The following is a 20,964-nucleotide window of genomic DNA, read 5'->3' on the forward strand; positions in this document are numbered from 1 at the left end:
ATATAAAATGGTTAATTTTATAGTGTACAATCAGACCTGACCAATTACTTTATAACGCGAAAGCACCGTCAATTCAATATAGGCAGGTCTCCTGACTTATTCCCGATCTTATCGCCTTCCCATCCCGGTAAACGGCACAGTGGCATGAATGATAAGACCGTTGTCTTTTAAATAAAGACAGAATTTACAGTTGCGCGACAGCTCGTGATTTGCACACGATTCCCTATTAATCCCGGATGTAATTCCGGGAACCTGTATCGGTTGATGAAAAATAAAGTTAAGAACTTACATCGGGACAAATGTATGGATTAGGATTTAAAACTTGTAACAAATTTACAGCAAGCCGTTTTTGGAACTTAATCTCTATTATATTTGATTACCTAACTAAACTTTATTATGATAAAAATCTACTTGAAAAGGCTTTGCTTTGCTTTTTTACTGGTAAATAGCTGTGTGGTGCTGGCGCAGGAAGTGCCAACGCCTAAATCGCATTTTGGTTTTGATATCGGCGATGATTATCAACTGGCCAATTATACCCAAACAGAAGCTTACTTTAAAAAACTTGCGGCAAGTTCTAACCGCATTAAACTGGTTGATATTGGTAAAACTGAAGAAGGCAGAAGTCAATACATGCTGATCGTTTCTTCACCAGAAAACCTCAAGAAATTAGACCGTTACAAGGAAATTTCGCAACAACTGGCACATGCAGAAATTACACCTGAGCAGGCAAAAGCATTAGCTCAGGAAGGTAAAGCAGTAGTTTGGATAGATGGTGGGCTACACGCCAACGAGGTGGTGGGGGCACATCAGCTGATCGAAACTGCTTATGAGTTTGCCTCCAGAAAAGACCCTGAAACCATGCGTATTTTGGATAATGTAATCATTTTGTTTACTCATGCCAACCCTGATGGGCAAGAACTGGTGGGCAATTGGTATATGAGAGAGAAAGATCCTAAGAAAAGAACAACCTTAGGTTTGCCTGTTTTGTACGAAAAGTATGCAGGTCATGATAACAACCGCGATTTCTTTATGTTAAACCTTAAAGAAACACAGAATATCGGTCGCCAGCTTTTTGTGGAATGGATTCCGCAGATTATGTATAACCACCATCAGGCTGGCCCGGCAGGAACCGTTGTTGCGGGCCCGCCCTACCGCGATCCGTTCAATTATGTTTTTGACCCAACCTTGTTAACCAGTTTAGATGCCGTTGGCGCAGCCATGCATACCCGCATGAATGTAGAAAACAAACCAGGATATACCCAACGTGGAGGATCGGTTTTTTCTACCTGGTACAATGGAGGTTTACGAACAACCACGTATTTTCATAACATGATCGGGCTATTAACCGAAATTATCGGGAACCCTACGCCCTCTGAAATTCCGCTGGTTCCTTCGAGATTATTACCGAATAGCGATTCACCAAACCCGGTTACCCCTAGGAAATGGTACTTTAAAAACTCGATAGACTATTCGGTATCGTTAAACTATGCCGTTTTAAACTATGCACAGCGTTACCGTGACGAATTGTTGTACAACATTTACCAGATGGGCAGAAATTCTATTGAACGTGGTAAAAAAGATACCTGGTCTTTTTCTCCTAAAAAAATTGAAGCCATTAATAATGCTGCAAAAATTGAAAAAAGTACAGCTGTGGGAGGTGGAGATGGCGATTTTGGACCAAGACGCCAGATCAGTATAAAAGCCTTTGATACGGTGATGAAGGCTCTGGCAAACAGAGATCCTCGTGGATACATCTTAAGCGCCGATCAGCCGGATTTTAATTCTGCGGTTAAATTTTTAAACGCTTTGATCAGAACGGGTATTGTTGTTCAAAAAGCAACTGCTTCATTTGCCGTTGCAGGGAAAAATTATCCTGCCGGAAGTTATGTCGTAAAAACCGATCAGGCTTTCCGTCCGCATGTTTTAGATATGTTCGAGCCGCAAGATCATCCAAATGATTTTAAATATGAAGGAGGTGCGCCAATTCCACCATACGATGCAGCTGGATGGACATTAGCCTATTTAATGAATGTTAAATTTGATCGGATTCTCGACGATTTTTCAGGTCCGTTTGAGAAAAATCCTTACGGAGAACTATTAAAGCCAGATAATAAATTGCCTAACGGATCAAATTATGTGTTAAGTGCAGCACAAAATGATTCTTATACTGCAGTGAACGACCTTTTGAAAAATAAAATTGAAGTTTACCGTTCGGTTGAAAATGGCGATTTTTATGTTTCGTCAGCAGGGAAATCAATTTTGGAAAAAGCAAACATCAAAATGAAAAGTGCTGCTGCACCAAAAGATAAAATTAAAATCTCTGCCAGAAGAATTGCCCTCTGGGATATCTATGGAGGTTCTATGGCCTCAGGGTGGGTTCGTTTTTTAATGGAGCAATACCATTATAACGCAACAGTAATTTATCCGCAGGATATAGATGCCGGGAACTTAAAATCTAAATACGATGTTATTATTTTTGTAGGCGGAGCTATACCGTCGGTGCAGGGCGGTGGATTTGGAAATAGATCTTTTGGGCCAAAGGCTGAAGAAATTCCTCAGGAATTTAGAAAACGTTTGGGTAGGATTACCGCAGATAAATCAATCCCTGAATTAAAGAAATTTTTGGAGGCAGGCGGCAATATTGTAACCATAGGCAGTAGTACCAATTTAGCTTATCATTTAAATCTTCCAGTTCGGAATGCAATGGTTGAAATTGTAAACGGAGAAGAAAAACGATTGCCTTCTGAAAAATATTATGTTCCGGGAAGTGTTTTAAATGTTGGTGTAGATACAGCTTTGCCAACAACCTGGGGCATGGAAAAGGACGCTGATGTATATTTTGACAATAGCCCCGTTTTTAAGCTCACTGGCGATGCCATTGTGGCTGGAAAGATTAAACCTTTAATGTGGTTCGAAAACGCCACCCCGCTGCGCAGCGGCTGGGCCTGGGGGCAGGCTTATCTGCAAGATGGTGTAACGGCTTTTGAAGCAAAGATCGGAAAGGGTAAATTGCTCGCCTTCGGACCAGAAATAGTTTTTAGAGCGCAAACGCACGGTACTTTTAAACTGATGTTTAACCAGTTGTACAAGTAAGCCGATCTATAATTACTCGAATTTGTCACGTTGAGCTTGTCGAAACGCTTAAAAACCCATTTATTTGTGTCCTTCGACAGGCTCTCCGTAGGAGTCCTTTGGACAGGATGACAAATCTAATTAATATAGGAAGCCGCTATCCTAAAGGAAAGTGGCTTTTTACTTTGGCCTTACCATAGGCAAGTATAATCACCTTAATTTTGTGCTATGAAAGTAGAAATCTGGTCGGACGTAATGTGTCCGTTTTGCTATATCGGAAAAAGACATTTTGAACAGGCGATAGAAAAATTACCTTTCAAAAATGAAATTGAGGTGGATTGGAAGAGCTATCAGCTCAACCCTGAGTATCACAATACCAATAACGAATCGGTGTACGATTACCTTTCGCGGAGTAAAGGGATGCCAATTGAGCAGGCTAAACAAATGACCAAGCAGGTTGTGGATATGGCTGCAAATGCTGGTTTGAAGATAGATTTTGATACGAATATTCCTGCCAATACCTTTAACGCGCATCGTCTGATACATTTGGCGGCAAAACATAATCTTCAGGATTTAGCCGAAGAAAAACTGTTTGAAGCTCATTTTGTAAACAGCAAAAATATTGGTGAAACGAGTGTTTTGGTTGATCTCGCCCTAGAAATTGGTTTGGATAAAGATGAGGCCGAAGCGGTTTTACAAAGTGATCAATTTGCTGAAGCTGTCCGTTACGATATTTATGAAAGTCAGAATTTAGGAATCCGTGGTGTACCTTATTTTGTAATGAACCGCAAGTATGGTGTTTCGGGTGCTCAGCCTGTTCAGGCATTTACCGATGCGCTTACCCAAAGTTTTACCGAGTGGAAAGAGACCCAACCAAAAACAACGCTGACTTCATTAAATAAAAATGATGGTGCAGTTTGTGATGAAAATGGTTGTGAGATATAGATTTGTTTCCCGCATATTACGCTGATCAATGCAGATTGATCTGCTGGATAATCATGACATTAATCTTCCTGAACTTGTTTCGGGATCCATTTAGAGAACCTATTTCGGTTAGATCCAAAACAAGTTCAGGAAGACGATCGCAGTTATTAGATGACCGATTTACCTCTCAAACTTAATTAGCGGTGTTGATTCTTCAATGGCGTTAACAGATATTCTAAACCATTTACCCGGATCTCGAACATGGTAGCCATTAAATCGCCCAATTTCCCTTTCGGGAAGCCTTTATCCTTATACCAAAGCAAATAACTTTCGGGGATATTGCAGATCAGATAACCTTTATATTTTCCGTAAGGCATTTGCATTTTCACTAAATCGAGTAATAAGGTTGGATCTAACATTTATAATATAAAGTCTAAATAATTCTCTTTGTTAATTACAGAAAATGAGGCTTCCGGGTAATTTTTGGCAAAAAAAACGGGTATTTTCTTTTTATGATTTCCCCATTTAAAATCAGCAGCTAAAATCTCTCCGTTTTTTACTTCTATGAGGTCAATTTCCTGTTGATCGTACGTTCTCCAAAAGTAGTAGGTGGCATTTTGCTGTTCATATTGCATTTTTTTGATGCGCTCACTAAAACAATAATTTTCCCATAAAAGTCCCTGATCATTCCGCAAGGCTAAAAGTCTAAAATCATTAATGATCGCATTTCGGATCCCATTATCGTAAAAATACCATTTCGATGACTTTGTAATCTCTTTGCGTAGATTATTACTGTATCCACCAATTTTATAAATGATAAAAACCTTTGAAAGTAAATCGAGATAACGATCTACAGTATTTTTACTAATACCCAAAGTACGCGAAATTTCATCCATAGAAACTTCTGAACCTACTTGGTAGGCGATAAGTTTTAGTAATTCAAGTAATTTTGTGCTGTTCTGAATGTTTTCGTACATCAGAATATCTTTTAACAGGTATGATTTTACCAGCTCTGTTAAATATTGTGCCTTTTCAGTCAAAGAACTTAAATGGAATAACTCTGGGTATGAACCAAAAATTAACCGTTCTTCGAGGTTCTGAGCGGTTTGTAAAGCATTTTCCTGCTTATCCAATTCAACCTGTGCTATAGGATAAAGATAATAGGTTAAACTTCTTCCCGTTAATGGTTCTCCTGTTTGATTCGAAAGATCAAAAGTAGACGATCCGCTTGCTATTATTGTCAGTTCTTCGAAGGTATCGATCAGTAACTTCAGTATTTTTCCAATTTCAGGTATAACCTGAGCCTCATCAATAATGAGTAATTTGGCATTTCCCAATACTCTTTTGTAATTGGCTGCAGTTCGTGTAGATAGCAGTATTTGTACATCCTGATCTTCTCCATTTAAAGAAAGATAATCGAATTTGGCATCTTTGATGATGTTTTCTACCAACCATGTTTTCCCTACTCTCCTAGTACCAAAAATTAAGATTACTTTATTTTTCCTAATCTTGTCAAGGATAATCGGTTGTAAAGATCTAATAATTTGACTTTCCATTTAACCAAATATAGTAAAAACGTTAATTCAGTCAATGGGCTGACTCAATTAACGTTAATTCAGTCAACGAACAGACTGAATTAACGTTTTTAATCAATAAGCTCTAAAGTTTGAATGGCTTCTTCAACAGTACTTATGTTGTCGAAAGCGATCCTTAAAGTGTTTTTTACTTCTTTTAGATTACACATACGCGGATGGTTCTGTGCAAAAGTTAAAATCTTGGTAAAGGTATTCGAATCGAAATAAGCAGATTGTTTATCGCTTAAGAAATACCCGCGCAAACTATTTTTCTTAAAGCTAATTTTCTCGAAACCCAATTTCTTGCCCAGCCACTGCAAGCGCACCACACTTAACATCGTTTTTACCTGTGGCGGAACTGGTCCGAAACGATCTGCCAAATGTTTTTCAAAAATAGCAAGCTCGGCTTCGTTATCGAGTTTCGAAAGTTCTGTATATAAATTGTATCGCTCGGTAATATTGGTAATGTATGCATCAGGAATGTATAATTCAAGATCGGTATCTACCTGTGTAAAGCCAACAAACGGACGGGCAGGTTCATTTTCGAATAAGCCTTTAAACTCTGCTTCTTTTAGTTCTTGAATGGCTTCATCTAATATTTTATGATACATCTCAAAGCCGATTTCGGCAATGAAACCGCTCTGCTCTGCACCTAGTAAATTTCCGCTTCCTCGGATATCCAAATCGCGCATCGCTACGTTAAAGCCACTGCCCAAGTCAGAAAATTCTTCAATAGCACTTAAACGCTTCCTGGCTTCAGAAGTTAAAGTAGATAATGGAGGCGAAAGCAAATAACAGAAAGCTTTTTTGTTACTCCTACCTACCCGACCACGCATCTGGTGCAGATCGCTCAAACCAAACATATGCGCATGGTTAATGATAATGGTATTGGCATTCGGAATATCTAAACCTGCTTCGATAATTGTTGTGGCCACCAAAACATCTTTTTCACCATTGATAAAATCGAGCATTACATCTTCCAATTGGTCGCCGTCTAACTGCCCGTGCGCAATACCAATTCTTGCTTTTGGAACCAGTTTCTGAATTAGTCCACCCAGTTGCATCAGGTCGTTTACCCGGTTATGGATAAAGAAAACCTGGCCGCCACGGTCTAATTCGAACTGAACAGCTTCCTGAATCAACTTATCGTTAAAAACATGTAATTCGGTGCTAACCGGTTGGCGATTTGGCGGCGGGGTGCTGATAATGGATAAATCCCTTGCGCCCATTAAAGAGAAATGCAAGGTTCTTGGAATCGGAGTTGCCGTAAGTGTTAAAGTATCAACATTTACTCTAACTGCTTTCAGCCTTTCTTTTGCGGTAACACCAAACTTCTGCTCTTCATCAATAATCATGATGCCGAGATCCTTAAATTTCACATCCTTGCTCAGCAAACGGTGCGTACCGATTAAGATGTCAACTTTACCTGCAGCTGCTTCGGCTAATGTGTCCTTAATCTGTTTACTGGTTTTAAAGCGATTAATATAATCTACCGTAACCGGAAAATCTTTTAAACGCGAAGAAAAAGTTTTGAAATGCTGTAAGGCCAAAATGGTTGTAGGCACTAATATGGCTGCCTGTTTGCCTTCTGCTACCGCTTTAAATGCTGCACGTACTGCAATCTCTGTTTTGCCGAAGCCCACATCACCACACACCAAGCGGTCCATTGGATGTGGTGATTCCATATCCTTTTTCACGTCTTGGGTCGCCTTTAACTGATCGGGCGTGTCTTCGTAAATAAAAGAAGCCTCCAATTCCGTTTGTAAATAGCTATCTGGTGAAAATGCCGTTCCGGCCTGGGTTTTGCGCAAAGCATAAAGCTTGATCAAGTCCCGGGCGATATCTTTAACTTTTTTTTTAGTAGTTTTTTTTAGCTTGTCCCAGGCATCTGTACCCAGCTTGTTCATCTTGGGTACTCCGCTTTCTTTGCCACTGTATTTGGCGATGCGGTTTAACGAGTTGATGTTTACATAAAGCAGGTCGTTATCTGCATAAATTAAACGGATCATCTCCTGGGTTTTGCCATTTACTTCAACCTTTTCGAGTCCGGCATATTTGCCGATGCCATGATCGATGTGTGTAACATAATCGCCGGATTTTAGTTCTCGAAGATCTTTTAAGGTAATGGCCTGGCTTTTCTGATAACCTTTTTTAAGCTTGTATTTATAGTATCGGTCGAAAATCTGGTGATCGGTATAAAATGCCGTCTGGATCTGCAGATCTATAAAACCCTCGCGCAGCATGCTATTAATTGGCGTAAACTTGGCCGTTTTATCAATATCCTCTAAAATGGCATATAAACGCTCGATCTGTTTCGGCGAATCGGTAAAAATAAAATTAACAATGCCCGCTTTTTCATTTTCCTTAAGGTTGTGAATGAGTAGGTTGAAATCTTTATTGAATGAAGGTTGTGGCTTGGTTTCAAACTCAAAACGGTTATCTGTTTTATAAAAGAACTGTTTTCCGAATTCTATCAAGGGAAAATCTTGAAGATGATCGCCCAATAACTTTTCATCGGTAAAGGCGAATTTTGGATCAATCCATTCGGGATTTTGGTTTTTATCTGCCACTGGTAGTGCTTTCCACAACTCAACAGCTTTTTTAAACCCAGCTTTAATAATGTCGAGCGTGAATTCTACATCCTTAAACCAAAGTTGTGTATCCTGATCAATATAATCAAGGATACTGATATTGCTTTCGGTTAAGAACTTCGCCTGAACATTCGGTACAATGGTTAACGATTTAACGTCTTCTACCGACAATTGGCTTTCAATTTCAAAACTTCTGATGCTTTCTACCTCATCGCCAAAGAATTCGATGCGGTAAGGCAAATCAGATGAGAAAGAAAATATATCTACAATACCACCGCGGATGGAAAACTGCCCAGGTTCGTAAACAAAATCCCTTCTGTCGAAATCGTAGTCAATTAAAAATTCGTTGATAAAATCGATGCCCAATTTGGCGCCTAAACTAATTTCTAAAGTGTTTTTTTCTAAAGCAGAGCGGTCAATAACCTTTTCGGCTATGGCTTCGGGATAAGAAACCACAATTTTGCCATATTCCGAATCGTGGTTCAATTCGTTCAAAACCTCTGCACGGGCCAAAACATTTGCTGTATCTACCTGTGTAAAATCGAATGATTTTCGGTAAGAAGAAGGGAACAATAAAACCTGTTTATCCAGCACGCTTTCAAGGTCAGACTGAAAATAAGCAGCCTCTTCCCGGTCTGGCAAAACGAACAGTATGGGTTTATGTAATATAAAGTAAGAAGACAGGGCAACAATAGCATCGGCCGAACCCACCAATCCCTTTAATTGTATTTTTGGGTTTTTGATGCCGTTCAACGCTTTGGTAAATTGGCTTACCCGGTCGTCGGTTTTGTATCTGTTTATTAAATCGCGAATGTTCAAGGCACAAAAATAAGCTTATCTTTTAATATTAACCTGCAATTTGTGTAAAGGTTTTTTTAACTATTTTTGGCTGGTTGCGATGTGAAAATTAAATTGAGGAAAGAAACGAGATCTTATTCTTAGATTCCATTACTCGTTTTGTCGAAATATATCCCCCTTTCGTCGATTAGGGGCAAATTGATGTAACAAAGGTGGTGCTATGACCTCTAAATTATATAAAAAGTGAAACAATGAAGTACATTAAAAGCTTTCCACTGGAACTTTTTTTCTGGGTAGCAGCTTTAGTATTACTGGCAACAACAACGAATGGCCACGAGCATCACTTCACACTTTGTCCACTAGCCAATTTAGGTTTTGAGGATTGGTGTCCGGGATGTGGTATAGGCAGGTCAATCAGTCATATTTTACATGGCGAATTTACCGAAAGCTTTTCCGAACATTGGTTTGGGTTTCCAGCACTTTTGATTATAGTTTATAGAATTTACACATTGATAAAAAACAAAAATAAGTTTAAAATTTCAACTACAAATACATAGAAACCATGGATATATTTCAATCACCTCTAATGTCGTTACCAGGCATAACGCCAGAAGAATTCTCATACTTACAACAAGCCACAACCGGATTAACCGAGCAGCAGTTGCGTAACTTCTTAATGGTTTACAGCAGCAAAAGGAAAAATCCATCAGATATGCTAATTTTCTGTTTAATCGGTTTATTCGCTGTTCCAGGCTTGCAAAGGTTTATCATCGGGCAGATCGGAATGGGTATTTTATACCTTTTAACTGCAGGTTTATGTTTTATCGGATCGATTATCGATGTGGTAAACCACAAAACCCTTGCTTTTGAACATAATCAGAAAATGGTTTTCGAAAGCTTGCAAATGGTAAGAATGGGCGGTTTTCAGTAAATAGCCTTTTAAATTATAATTTTAACATTCTTTGAGTCAAATAGATAGTCCGTCTCGGTTTTACATCGAGACGGACTTATTGTTTCTTGCAAGTAAGTTGTCATGCTGAGGCACGAAGCATCTCTTTCATAGCTTGAAGATGCTTCGTGCCTCGGCATGACAAAAATTGAAAACAAAACCCCAAATTTTCTATATTTATCAAATGAAATTAGCTGAAATTACCAATTATTTAGAAAGCATAGCGCCACTTAATTATCAGGAAGATTATGATAATTCTGGTTTAATTGTGGGTGATCCGAATATGGAAATCCACGGTGCTTTGGTAGCTTTAGATTGTGTAGAAAAGATTGTGGATGAGGCGATTTCGACAGGTTGCAACCTGATTATTACTCATCACCCAATTGTTTTTAAGGGATTAAAAAAACTCAACGGTAATAACTATGTAGAGCGTGTGGTGCTTAAGGCAATTAGGAATAATATTGCACTCTATGCCATCCATACCAATCTTGATAGTGTCCATACTGGTGTAAATGCCAGGATCTGCGAGCGGTTGGGTTTAACAGGAACTAAAGTACTTTCGCCAAAAACTGGTTTGCTGAAAAAATTGGTTACCTATTGCCCCCAGGCCCAGGCAGAGCAATTGCGGTCGGCATTATTTTATGCCGGAGCGGGGAACATTGGCAATTATAGCGAGTGCAGTTTCAATGCCGATGGTTTTGGTACATTTAAGGGGAATGAAGATTCAGACCCTTTTGTGGGCAAAAAAGGTATCCGTCATCGCGAAAACGAAGTAAGGATCGAAATGGTTTACCCTACGCAAGCCGAACGAAAAATTCTGGTTGCTTTGTTTGAGAACCATCCTTATGAAGAAGTAGCTTACGATATTTACAAACTCGAAAACAAACACCAATTGGTGGGTTCGGGTATGGTAGGCTGGCTAGAATACGATATGGATGCCTACGATTTTCTGCATTTGGTAAAAGATAGAATGCAGGCTAAAGTGGTTAGGCATACAGAGGTAATTGGCAAAAGGATCAAAAAAGTGGCGGTTTGTGGCGGCTCAGGAAGCTTCCTGCTAAAAGAGGCTATTGCCGCCGGAGCAGATGCTTTTATTACCGCAGATTTTAAATATCACGAGTTTTTTGATGCAGAGGAAAAATTGATCATTGCCGACATCGGACACTTTGAAACTGAACAATTTACCTCAAATTTATTGCTTGAAATTATTCAGAAAAAATTTACTAACTTTGCAATCCGTTTAACGGAGCAAAATACAAACCCCATAAATTACTTGTTTTAATGGAACAAACCGTAGAACAAAAGCTAAAGGCTTTATACGAATTACAAAATATCCACACAAAAATTGATAAGATCCGCCAGGTACGTGGTGAATTACCAATGGAAGTTGCCGATCTTGAGGATGACGTTTTAGGATTAGAAACTAGAATTGCAAAAATCAAAGGCGAACTTGATGATCTTGAGGATTCAATCGTAACCCGTAAAAATACAATTAAAGATGCGCAAGCTGCCATCAAAAGATACGATACTCAATTAAAAGAAGTTAAAAACAACCGTGAATACGATGCTTTAACGAAGGAAATTGAGATTCAAGGTTTAGATATTCAGGTTTCTGAAAAGAAAATTAAAGAACATGGTTTCGAAATCACTTCTAAAACTGAAATCTACGAAGCTGCTAAAGCGGAGTTAGATGGCAGAAAGAAAGATTTAGATGTTAAAAAGGGCGAGCTTGATGTAATTACTGCTGAAACTGAAAAAGAAGAGCAAGATTTACAAAAGAAAGCTGATAAAGCCGAGCCTCAGATTGAAGAGCGTTTATTGGTTGCCTACAAACGTTTACGCAAAAATGCTGTAAATGGTTTAGCTGTAGTAACAATCGATCGCGATTCTTGCTCAGGGTGTTTTAACCAGATTCCTCCTCAACGTCAGTTAGATATCCGCCAGCGTAAAAAAATTATCGTTTGCGAACACTGCGGGCGTATTTTGGTTGATGAAGCTTTAACACACGAAGTGGCAGAAGCTTAATCTACATCATAAAATTATTAGAACGTCCCGATTTAATCGGGACGTTTTTGTTTAGACCTATTTTCTAGCGGTTAAACAAAACAAGAATATGATTTTAGCGTTTAATGTAGATATTTGTTTAAATGTGAACCACTGTTGCTTTGGCGCAGAATCAAACTGAAATATATTCCTGAATGACTAAAATCATCCCTGTTTTTGCTTTTTCTGCTCTTCTACTGTTTCCGGCATCTTTATTTGCAAATTTCGACTTTAACAGCAATTGTTTAAATGCCTATAAAAGCATATTCGAACTTAAACTGGGCAATGCGAGAGCTTATATCTCCACCGAAAAAAAGCAGCACCCCAATAATTCCATTATTCCGCTTTTAGAAAACTATGTAGATTATTTTACAGTTTTAACTTCCGAGAGCAAAGCTGATTTTGATCGCTTAAAAGGCAATAAATCTATACGGTTAGATCAAATAAGTGATGACGATAAAAAGTCACCCTACTATCTGTATGCGCAGGCAGAAATTAATTTGCAATGGGCACTCATCCGCGGGCGGTTTGGTGAATATTTTAATGCTGCAATGGAGGTTAAAAAGGCCAACAGTCTTTTGCAGGAGAACAATAAGAAGTTCCCGAACTTTCACCTTAACTTAAAAGGTTTGGGGTTGATTAATGCAGTTTTGGGCAATCTTCCGGATGGAGCTTTAAAAACGGCGTTATCTACTTTTGGAATCAAAGGCAACCTTCAGAACGGATTAAATATGTTCGAAAAACTGGCCGATAATCTACCAAAATCTTCCTACGAGCCTTTTTACGAAGAAGTGGTGTTTTATTATGCTTATGTGTTAACCGATGTTGCACATAGCTCACAGGCTTATGCAAAAACCATAAAATATACAGAAAGGATTGCGGATACCAGTTTATTAAAAAGTTATTTGCAGAGTTATGTATGCATTAAAAACGGGCATAGTGAAGAAGCTATTGCTATTTTGGCCAAGCGGCCAGCAGGACGGGTTTATCAGCCTTTTCCTTATTTAGATTATCTGGAGGGTATTGCACACCTCAATAAATTGAATCTTAATTCGGGAATCTATTTTAACCGCTTTTTGCAGGCAACCAAGGGGGTAAACTTTGTGAAGGATGCTTACCTTCATTTAGGCTGGATCTCTCTTCTGAAGGGAGATAAAGCAGCCTACGCGGCGTTTGCAGCCAAGGCAGTTAAAAACGGATACACCTACATGGAAAAAGACAAGCAGGCGAAAGCCGAGGCTGCTTCAGGAACGCCAACAATTGATCTGTTGAAAGCCCGGTTACTGTTTGATGGTGGTTATTTGAGCAGGGCCCTGCAGATTCTTGATGATAAGAAAGTAACGGATTACGCCAACGATAAAGACAAAACAGAACTGAATTACCGTTTGGGTAGGATTTACGATGATTTGGGGAAAGATGATCAAGCATTAACAGCTTATCAGGAGACAATTAATGAAGGCAAAAACCTAAAATATTATTTTGCCGCCAACGCTGCAGTACAGATGGGTAAGGTTTACGAAAGAAGGAAAAATAATGCGAAAGCGAAAGAGGCTTTCAATACAGCCATTGCCATGAAAAATCATGAATTTGAAAGCAGTATTGAAAGCCAGGCCAGGGCCGGTTTAAAACGGTTGGCAAATTAGAAGCGGTGTACAAATGCATTAATATGCATCCCTGCTCCTACTGAAGCAAAAACAGCTACATCGCCAGCCTTAACTTTGTAGCCTTTAACTTCGCCTTTTAATACCAGGTCCAATAAGGTTGGTACAGTGGCAACTGAACTGTTTCCTAGCCATGAAATCGTCATTGGGACTAAGTTTTCGGGTACTGTATCTTTGCCATAAAGTTTAAATAAACGTTTCATGATAGCGGTATCCATTTTGCCATTGGCCTGGTGAACGAAAACGATATTCACATCTTCTACGCTTAAGCCAGCTTTATCAATGGCCTTTTTTATCACCTGAGGTACCTGTACTACTGCAAACTCATAAAGTTTGCGTCCATTCATTTTCAGGTAAAGGTTTCCATTGGTTTCATCAGGATGTGAGCTCTTGCCCATGGTTAATAAATTGCCATGGTTTACGGCATGCGTTTCTGTTTTATGCGCTAGTATTCCTCTTTTTTCTTCTGATTCTTCTGCCTCGAAAATTACGACTCCAGCACCGTCCGAAAAGATCATGCTATCACGGTCATGTGGATCGATAATACGGCTTAAGGTTTCTGCACCAATAACCATAACACGTTTTGCATCCCCGCTTTTAATATAGTAATCTGCCTGTATTGCGCCTTGAACCCATCCCGGGCAGCCAAAAATGATGTCGTAGGCAACGCAGTCAGGATTTTGAATGCCTAGCTGTTGTTTTACCTTTGAAGCTAAAGAAGGCAAAATGTCAATGCGGTTGCTACCCAAAGGGATATCACCAAAATTATGACAAAATATAATATAGTCTAAGGTTTCTTTATCTATCCCCGCATTTTCAATGGCTTTTTCTGCTGCCTTTGCGCCAATATGATTGCTTAACTGCTCAGGGCAGGCGTAACGCCTTTCCACGATCTCCGTAATTTCAGAGAATTTATCAATGATCTCCGAATTCTCTTTCTCCAATAGATTTCCATTCTCAAAAAATGTCGAATTTAAGAATTCGTTACCAGAAATAATATTTTTTGGAATATAACTCCCGGTACCGGTTATTACTGTATTTATTGCTCTGCTCATAATTATAATACCGCATACTAAAACGGTATGTAGTATAAAAATATCAATTATATTCGATAAACGAAAATAAATTAAATATTAACGGAGCTTATTTTCAAGTGCGAATTTTAATAATCCTGCTTTTCCTGTTACGTTGAGCTTTTGTGCCATATTTTTACGGTGCGTATCAACAGTGTTTAAAGCTATAAATAATTTTTGAGCAATTTGCTGTGAAGTATAGTCGTTACTGATCAATTTCAATATTTCCATTTCCCGGGCGGTTAAGTTATGGCTTTTTTGGAAATGATCACTGTCATTAAAGACAGAGGACGGTTGAACATCCGATTTTATTTTTTGGAAATATTTTTCTCCGTTCTGCAAGCCGGAAATAATTTTGAATAGTGTTTCTGCATCGGTATCTTTTTGAATAAAAGCCATTACCCCTATGCCCTCAAGTTTTGCTGCTAAGGTTGCAGTATAATACATTGATAAGACCATTATTTTAACAGCAGGAAATAATTGCCTGATTTTTTCGGCGGCAATTTCACCGTCTAAAACCGGCATGTTCAGATCAAGGATTAAAATGTCAGGTATCTGGGTGTTCAAGAGGTGCAAAATCTCCTTTCCATTAGATGCCATACCGATTATTTTAAAATTAAGCTGCTCAGAGAGAATAGCCGATAATCCTTCGGCAAACAATTTATGATCATCAGCGATCATTAACGTGGTGGGCTTCTGTTGAATTGTGTCCATTATTTCAAGGGGATATCAATTACTGTTGTTGTACCGTTTTGATTACTGTCTACCTGGATTTTACCATTAAGATAATTTACCCTCGATAGAATATTTTGTGTACCTAAACCCTTTTTATCCATATCGGGATTAAAACCAATGCCGTTATCTTCGGCCACAATGCTAATTCTTTCATCGAAAGATAAAATCTGTATGGTTGCCTTCGATGCAAAAGAATGCCTGATGATGTTGTTTACCAGTTCGTTAACAATCCGGTATATGGTAATTTCCATTCCACTTTCAATAGGGTGTTCTACCTGGAAAACAAATTCGAATGCAATTTTACCTGAATGGTTCAGGGTTCTAAAATGCTCGTTTAATGTTTCAATTAAACCAAGCTGCTCAAAGTTTTTTGGCATTAAATTGTGCGATATTTCCCTTAAATCGGCACATGCCTTTTCGATCATACTGATGGTTTGGTCGTAAAATAAGCGGTCATTTTCAGTAAGTTTTAAAACTTTGTGCTGAAAAGCGGTGATGTTTAGTTTTATAATTGAAAGTGTGCCGCCGAGGTCATCATGAAGATCGCGGGCCAAACGCGTCCGTTCATCTTCCTGTGCATTAAAAATGCCATCAGCAAGGTCTACCTGATGTTTGCTCTTTTCTTCGAGCAGAATTTCCTTTTCTTTTTTTAGAAAATTATAACGCTGTGTTAATGCAAATGAAAGGAAAATGATTTCGGCTGTTAAACCCACTACTAAACCATTTGGCTTTAATAAATTAAAGTTGGTAAGCCCTAGTGTGTTAAAAACATAGTTAAAAACCCCAAATAACAACATCACGGTTGCAATAAAATAATACCAGCCTAACTTGTAGCCTGCTCTAATTCTTTCCACTACACAGATAATAATAATGATTACAGTAAGGAGTGCAAGAAAATTGTTGATGTAAAAAACAGTTTTTTCTAAGAGGATAAACGATTTGAAAAGCATAAATACCGGAATGATGGACATGGCCCAGCAGAACCTTTTATAATAATTGGTAAAGCGATATAATCGACTGTTTGTGCTATTTTGGTTAACAAACAGCTGCATTACCTGAATTAACAGGCCACAGCTCAGCGATGCCATAATCAGCCGCATATAATCCTGTAGACCAGGTAAATTTGGGTAGAACCATTGAAAAGCCAACCCCTCTTCTTCCAGGATAAAAATTAGGGTACAAAAAATGTAAATTGCATAATATAGGTGGATGTTGTCCTTTACAGAAGCATACAATAACAGATTAAATATCACGGCAAAAACAAAAATGCCTGTGTAAAATCCAAATAGGGTATGCTGCGGAATCTCTGCCTGAATAATATCAACATCACGTCCGATAGATATTGGCATGTACATGTTCTGTCCGCGTTTGTCTGCCCACAAATAAAAAGTGGCCTTTTCATGAGGCGAAAGAACCATTGGATAGATAAAGCTTCTATTGCGGTAGGGGCGTTGTTTAAAAGGAAAATGATCGCCTGTTAAGCCTAAGGGATATATCTTTCCCAACTGATCTACTTTAAACAGCTGGAGTTGGTTAATGCTAGAGCTCTGCTCCTTAAACATAAGGTGCACAGATTCATTTAGGGTATTTTCGATATCAAAAGCAATCCAGTAATAAGATTGGGTGTAACCTTTACTAAAAACTTTTCCTGGTATTAGTGGGATGAGTTTCCGGGCCTGCTTATATTTTACAATAGAATCGATGCTTAGATTTAAATTTTTGTCCTCATAGAAATACCCGTGCTCACTAATATTGAATTTTTTTGCCGTATCGATTAAAATTGGGTTGCCCTGTTGCGCAAAGCAGACCTGTATTAGGGTTATAAAAAATAAGAATAGCAAAAAAAGTTTATTCATTGATGAGAATTGGTCGTAATGTTTAAGGTAACCCCTAATATTTCATAAATATAGTATATAAACCATGTACTAAATATACCCAGTAAAGGGTATATAAATCGTTTAGTTGATCGGGTATTTTTACAATGAATTAAACGAACTTAAAATGAAAAGTTTCTTGACAATTGTTTTGCTGCTGGTTATGGTACAGGCAGCCAATGCCCAATCGCATGTTTCGAAGAGCGAATATGCCCGTTATAACTGCAAATTTGCGCCTAAAGGTTGGAATAACTCGGAGGGAAAATTGATGTGCCCTGCTTGTGACAAAGAAAATGAGGTTGCCCGCAAAAAGAAGATCGCGGATGATAAAGCTGCTTCCGCCGCACATAATTTAAGAAACGAAAAACTTAAAGCCGAAAATGCAATTTCCTTTAAAAAGAAACAGGCTGAAATTACTGCTAAAAATAAGGTAACCGAAGTGCACGTTACTATGCCCAAAACATCTGCAACTGAGAATAAAAAACCTGAAGTGCCTGTAAAGAAGGGGCCAGTTAAACTAGGTAAAGATATAGAGCTATATGCAGGTTGGGGAATGGGAATGTTTACACACAATAGCAGAACAAATTTCTTTTTAAACGAGAATAAGGATACGGTTTTAAAGAGTAACGACTATTTAGAAACTTACGCTGTGTGGCGCGAAAACAAGAATAATTTTCCGAAGAACATTGGAATAGTGCTTTTAAAGGAAACGAATAAGATATCAAACGGGAGAGAACAAAATGTCGCCGATATAGTAGATCTTAAAGGAAAAAGGTATTTTAACAATAACACCATTAGTACCATTTTCCATCTTGCGGATGATTATTTTGTGGTGTGTAAAAGCCCAACTCTTCCAGAATGGCGCTCTTACGGAAACAATTATACAGGCTACGAAAATGTTGAAATTTACAACCTAAAAACCAAAAAAAGTATAAAACTTGATAAAGATGCTGGCCGATTTGTAAGCATATCGATCTATGTTGGCGGAAGGAAAATACCGGGCGAGCCTGATCTTGTACCTTTTCTTTCGCGTGTGTATACCAACTATGATGAAGATGTGTATTGCCTCAATGCCAATAGAGAAATGGTGGTAAAAAAAATACCAAAAGCAGATAGATAGTTTGTTAATATTAAATAGGGGTTATTAAGGAGATAAACGCCTTCTATCAATATTATAAATTTCAGATGGGGGTATCTATAGCCCCGAGTTTAGAGATAGGTCAAGTACTGTAAACTGGGCCATCAGGGTAGGTTTGCCCTGGAGGTGTATTTATTTGATGAAAGTAAAACCTTAGCTGATAACAACAAACAAGACCATAAATTTCGCTTATTATGAACATAAATTTACGCTTATTAATTGGAGGAATAGTAATACTATCCACTTCTTGTGCAAAAATCTGCATAGTTCAGCCCGTTACGATGATTGTTGACGGTCGCTCTATTTCTTTTGCTTCTTCGAAGATCCCTTGTAAAAAAGTAAATGACTATGAAGAAGCCGTCAAGTTGTCTATCAACGCGATCTATTCTGACGCATTTGAAACTGAGTTGGAAAATTACATCAGAGACAGTATTGGGAATGGGCCTCATGCAGAGGCATGGAAAAACATAGTTGCAAAAGATGTGGTCAAAAAAATGCGGACACAGATTAATGGAGAATTTATAGAAACCTATGGAGGTCCCATAGGCTGGTTCCGCTATACCTTTTATCATAATATTGCCTATGATGGAACTGCAGATGGCCCAATATTGCTAAATAGGATCCCATTAAAACATCGTAATGGGCCTAGTATCGCAAATACAATCGCTCATGAAACCGCTCATAGAATTGGATTGACACATCCTCATAGCGATGTTAACCTTAAAATAGCCTATAAAGAACCTCCTTATATTGTGGGTGATATTATAGAAAAGCTATCTGCAAAAAAATCGCCAATTACCAATGCAAAATAATTCTGTTTTGAACAGTAAATTGAACCTATAAAACTGCATCATGAAAAAAATAGCGCTCCTCATTCTTATATTAACATTTTGCAAAAATGTTAAAGCACAAGATTTGCTTAAATCAGATAGCTCACGTTATCTTAATCTGAGATATATTGATTTTTATAGGCAGAATCACCCACTATCCTATATTGCTCCATTAGGAGAACTAGGTGCAAAAAATAAATATGTATTTACGTCAAGACTAAGCACATCTTTTATGATACTTGGAACAAAGGGCTCGAGATTGGCTATTGCATTAGTTCCGGATTTTACTATAAGGATGCTTGATATAAAATCTAAACCAGTTTATACCCCCGATTTTAGGATAGGAGCAGCAATTTATTACCGGCTTAATCGTGATGAAAACAATTATAAATATGCCACACTGGGTTTCATGCATCATTCTAATGGGCAGGATACTATTCAAAGGCAGGTTGTAGGCACCCTGAATTATAAAGATTGGGACTTTTCTACAAATTATATTTATGGGAGGTATAATTGGGGCCGAATTGAATTGGATAGCAATGTGATAAGATCTTCAATAAATCATCAACTTGAGTTTAAATCAAATGGATTGTTTGATTCTGATGATGTGATAAAAGGAGATTACGGTTTTACCAGGATTGGCTATAGTTTTTCTTACCGAACATATTCCTATTTCTATGATCTTTTAACCAAGGATGATAAGGACAATAACAAACGCCATCCTAGTAGAGAGGATGATCAAAAAGGGTGGTTAAATAAAGAACGGTTCAGATGGAACCTAGAAACATCGTATGCGATAAATAAATATAATAATTATAACTTATTCGCGGTTAAAAGGAGATTGAATATAGAGGCAACCGCATACTATTCTCCATTTTGGATGAGACAAACTGCATTTATGTTAGCGGCTGGTTATTATGGAGAAGATCCTTACAATATTTATTTTAAGGATAAATATGCATGGGTAAGATTAGGTGTTGCCGTAGGGTTTTTGAAATATACAGCAAAGGCCAAGACTAACAGCTATGAGAGTCAGGGTCTTAACTAAAATCATCAATCAAAAATACAAAAAGCTCTTTAGGCCCATGTGCGCCTAAAACCAATGTTTTTTCGATATCGGCAGTTCTGCTTGGGCCTGTAATGTTGCTGATCATTGATGGGATTTGATTGCCATACTTGTTCTTTAATAACAGAAAAGCATCTTTAAGATCTAAAACCAACTGACTGGTTTTGGCGATCACGATGTGATGATGTGGAAAGATACTAAGCCTTCTTCCTGCAGCACCCTGGTTAGTTACCATTACACTTCCATTACGGGCAATCAAGGCTTCACAAAGGGTAATGCCTACTTCGGCCTGTTCAAAATCTTTATCGGTTTGGTAAAAAGGAAATTCGTATTTGCTTAAAAATTGCTGAAGTTCTGGTTCCCAACAGTATATTTTTCGCCATTTAAACTTATCGGCCAACTGCAGCATGTTTTCAAAAAAATCGATCCCGTCTTCGCAGAAGATAAAATTACCAGATATAGCGGTAAGCTGTTCGGCAAATAATACCTCTAGCTCATCTGTATTTTTTTTATACAATTGACTTTCTTCTAAATTAGGATAAGGGTTTTCGCGCTTTTCTAATAGTGCTTTCCTTATCTTTTTTAGTATTTGTTCTTTCGCTGTCGTATTATCCTTCATTATAAAAAAAGCTACCC

Annotated in this window: 17 protein-coding genes and 1 riboswitch; of the genes, 10 read left to right on the plus strand and 7 right to left on the minus strand. The window is 38.2% G+C overall.

Annotation, left to right across the window (positions count from 1 at the left end; all coding sequences use genetic code 11):
- Positions 1–64: 64 nt before the first annotated feature.
- Positions 65–271, minus strand: a riboswitch (cobalamin riboswitch).
- Positions 272–396: 125 nt separating this feature from the next.
- A complete protein-coding gene (locus EYS08_RS20525) occupies positions 397–3,093 on the plus strand; it encodes a M14 family metallopeptidase (RefSeq protein WP_131031871.1) in 2,697 nt (898 codons plus the stop codon).
- Between the two features lie 207 nt (positions 3,094–3,300).
- A complete protein-coding gene (locus EYS08_RS20530; protein WP_131031872.1) occupies positions 3,301–4,017 on the plus strand; it encodes a DsbA family oxidoreductase in 717 nt (238 codons plus the stop codon).
- 176 nt (positions 4,018–4,193) lie between these two features.
- Here the strand turns inward: EYS08_RS20530 and EYS08_RS20535 are convergent, their stop codons facing one another.
- The 3 genes from EYS08_RS20535 to mfd form a co-directional block, all read right to left on the minus strand.
- A complete protein-coding gene (locus EYS08_RS20535) occupies positions 4,194–4,415 on the minus strand; it encodes a DUF3820 family protein (protein WP_131031873.1) in 222 nt (73 codons plus the stop codon).
- Positions 4,416–5,552: an ATP-binding protein gene (locus tag EYS08_RS20540; protein ID WP_131031874.1), complete on the minus strand. Its 1,137-nt coding sequence runs from the start codon at positions 5,550–5,552 to the stop codon at positions 4,416–4,418.
- Positions 5,553–5,641: 89 nt separating this feature from the next.
- Positions 5,642–8,980 carry a transcription-repair coupling factor gene (gene mfd, locus EYS08_RS20545; RefSeq protein ID WP_131031875.1) on the minus strand — a complete coding sequence of 1,113 codons (3,339 nt, stop codon included), beginning with the start codon at positions 8,978–8,980 and terminating at the stop codon, positions 5,642–5,644.
- A gap of 230 nt (positions 8,981–9,210) precedes the next feature.
- On the opposite strand from mfd, the gene EYS08_RS20550 reads away from it, so the two are divergent.
- The 5 genes from EYS08_RS20550 (at position 9,211) to EYS08_RS20570 (ending at position 13,594) form a co-directional block, all read left to right on the plus strand.
- Positions 9,211–9,516 (plus strand): DUF2752 domain-containing protein, encoded by a 306-nt coding sequence (locus EYS08_RS20550; protein ID WP_131031876.1) that lies wholly within the window; start codon positions 9,211–9,213, stop codon positions 9,514–9,516.
- A 5-nt stretch (positions 9,517–9,521) separates the two neighbouring features.
- On the plus strand, positions 9,522–9,890 hold the full coding sequence (locus tag EYS08_RS20555) for a TM2 domain-containing protein (RefSeq protein ID WP_029274914.1): 369 nt from the start codon (positions 9,522–9,524) through the stop codon (positions 9,888–9,890).
- A 202-nt stretch (positions 9,891–10,092) separates the two neighbouring features.
- On the plus strand, positions 10,093–11,190 hold the full coding sequence (locus tag EYS08_RS20560) for a Nif3-like dinuclear metal center hexameric protein (protein WP_131031877.1): 1,098 nt from the start codon (positions 10,093–10,095) through the stop codon (positions 11,188–11,190).
- On the plus strand, positions 11,190–11,933 hold the full coding sequence (locus tag EYS08_RS20565; RefSeq protein WP_108197030.1) for a zinc ribbon domain-containing protein: 744 nt from the start codon (positions 11,190–11,192) through the stop codon (positions 11,931–11,933). The genes EYS08_RS20560 and EYS08_RS20565 overlap by 1 nt, the downstream gene beginning before the upstream one ends.
- Before the next feature lie 173 nt (positions 11,934–12,106).
- Complete coding sequence (locus EYS08_RS20570) at positions 12,107–13,594, plus strand: YfgM family protein (protein ID WP_131031878.1); 1,488 nt, start codon at positions 12,107–12,109, stop codon at positions 13,592–13,594.
- Here EYS08_RS20570 and EYS08_RS20575 read toward each other — a convergent pair.
- The 3 genes from EYS08_RS20575 to EYS08_RS20585 form a co-directional block, all read right to left on the minus strand.
- A complete protein-coding gene (locus EYS08_RS20575; RefSeq protein ID WP_131031879.1) occupies positions 13,591–14,667 on the minus strand; it encodes a 3-oxoacyl-ACP synthase III family protein in 1,077 nt (358 codons plus the stop codon). The two genes, EYS08_RS20570 and EYS08_RS20575, sit on opposite strands and share 4 nt — an antisense overlap.
- 78 nt (positions 14,668–14,745) lie before the next feature.
- Entirely contained in the window at positions 14,746–15,399 is a 654-nt protein-coding gene (locus tag EYS08_RS20580; protein WP_131031880.1) for a response regulator transcription factor, read from the minus strand.
- Entirely contained in the window at positions 15,399–17,276 is a 1,878-nt protein-coding gene (locus tag EYS08_RS20585; protein ID WP_131031881.1) for a sensor histidine kinase, read from the minus strand. The genes EYS08_RS20580 and EYS08_RS20585 overlap by 1 nt, the downstream gene beginning before the upstream one ends.
- Before the next feature lie 145 nt (positions 17,277–17,421).
- Here EYS08_RS20585 and EYS08_RS20590 point away from each other — a divergent pair, with 145 nt between their 5' ends.
- The 3 genes from EYS08_RS20590 to EYS08_RS20600 all read left to right on the plus strand — a co-directional run bounded on the left by EYS08_RS20590 (position 17,422) and on the right by EYS08_RS20600 (position 20,310).
- Positions 17,422–18,414: a hypothetical protein gene (locus tag EYS08_RS20590; protein WP_131031882.1), complete on the plus strand. Its 993-nt coding sequence runs from the start codon at positions 17,422–17,424 to the stop codon at positions 18,412–18,414.
- Positions 18,415–18,626: 212 nt separating this feature from the next.
- On the plus strand, positions 18,627–19,244 hold the full coding sequence (locus EYS08_RS20595) for a hypothetical protein (protein WP_131031883.1): 618 nt from the start codon (positions 18,627–18,629) through the stop codon (positions 19,242–19,244).
- 40 nt (positions 19,245–19,284) lie between these two features.
- Positions 19,285–20,310 carry a hypothetical protein gene (locus EYS08_RS20600; RefSeq protein ID WP_131031884.1) on the plus strand — a complete coding sequence of 342 codons (1,026 nt, stop codon included), beginning with the start codon at positions 19,285–19,287 and terminating at the stop codon, positions 20,308–20,310.
- Here the strand turns inward: EYS08_RS20600 and EYS08_RS20605 are convergent.
- Entirely contained in the window at positions 20,303–20,947 is a 645-nt protein-coding gene (locus EYS08_RS20605) for a LutC/YkgG family protein (RefSeq protein ID WP_029274908.1), read from the minus strand. The genes EYS08_RS20600 and EYS08_RS20605 overlap by 8 nt on opposite strands.
- Between the last annotated feature and the right edge of the window lie 17 nt (positions 20,948–20,964).

Source organism: Pedobacter kyonggii, from assembly GCF_004310665.1.
Classification (GTDB): domain Bacteria; phylum Bacteroidota; class Bacteroidia; order Sphingobacteriales; family Sphingobacteriaceae; genus Pedobacter; species Pedobacter kyonggii.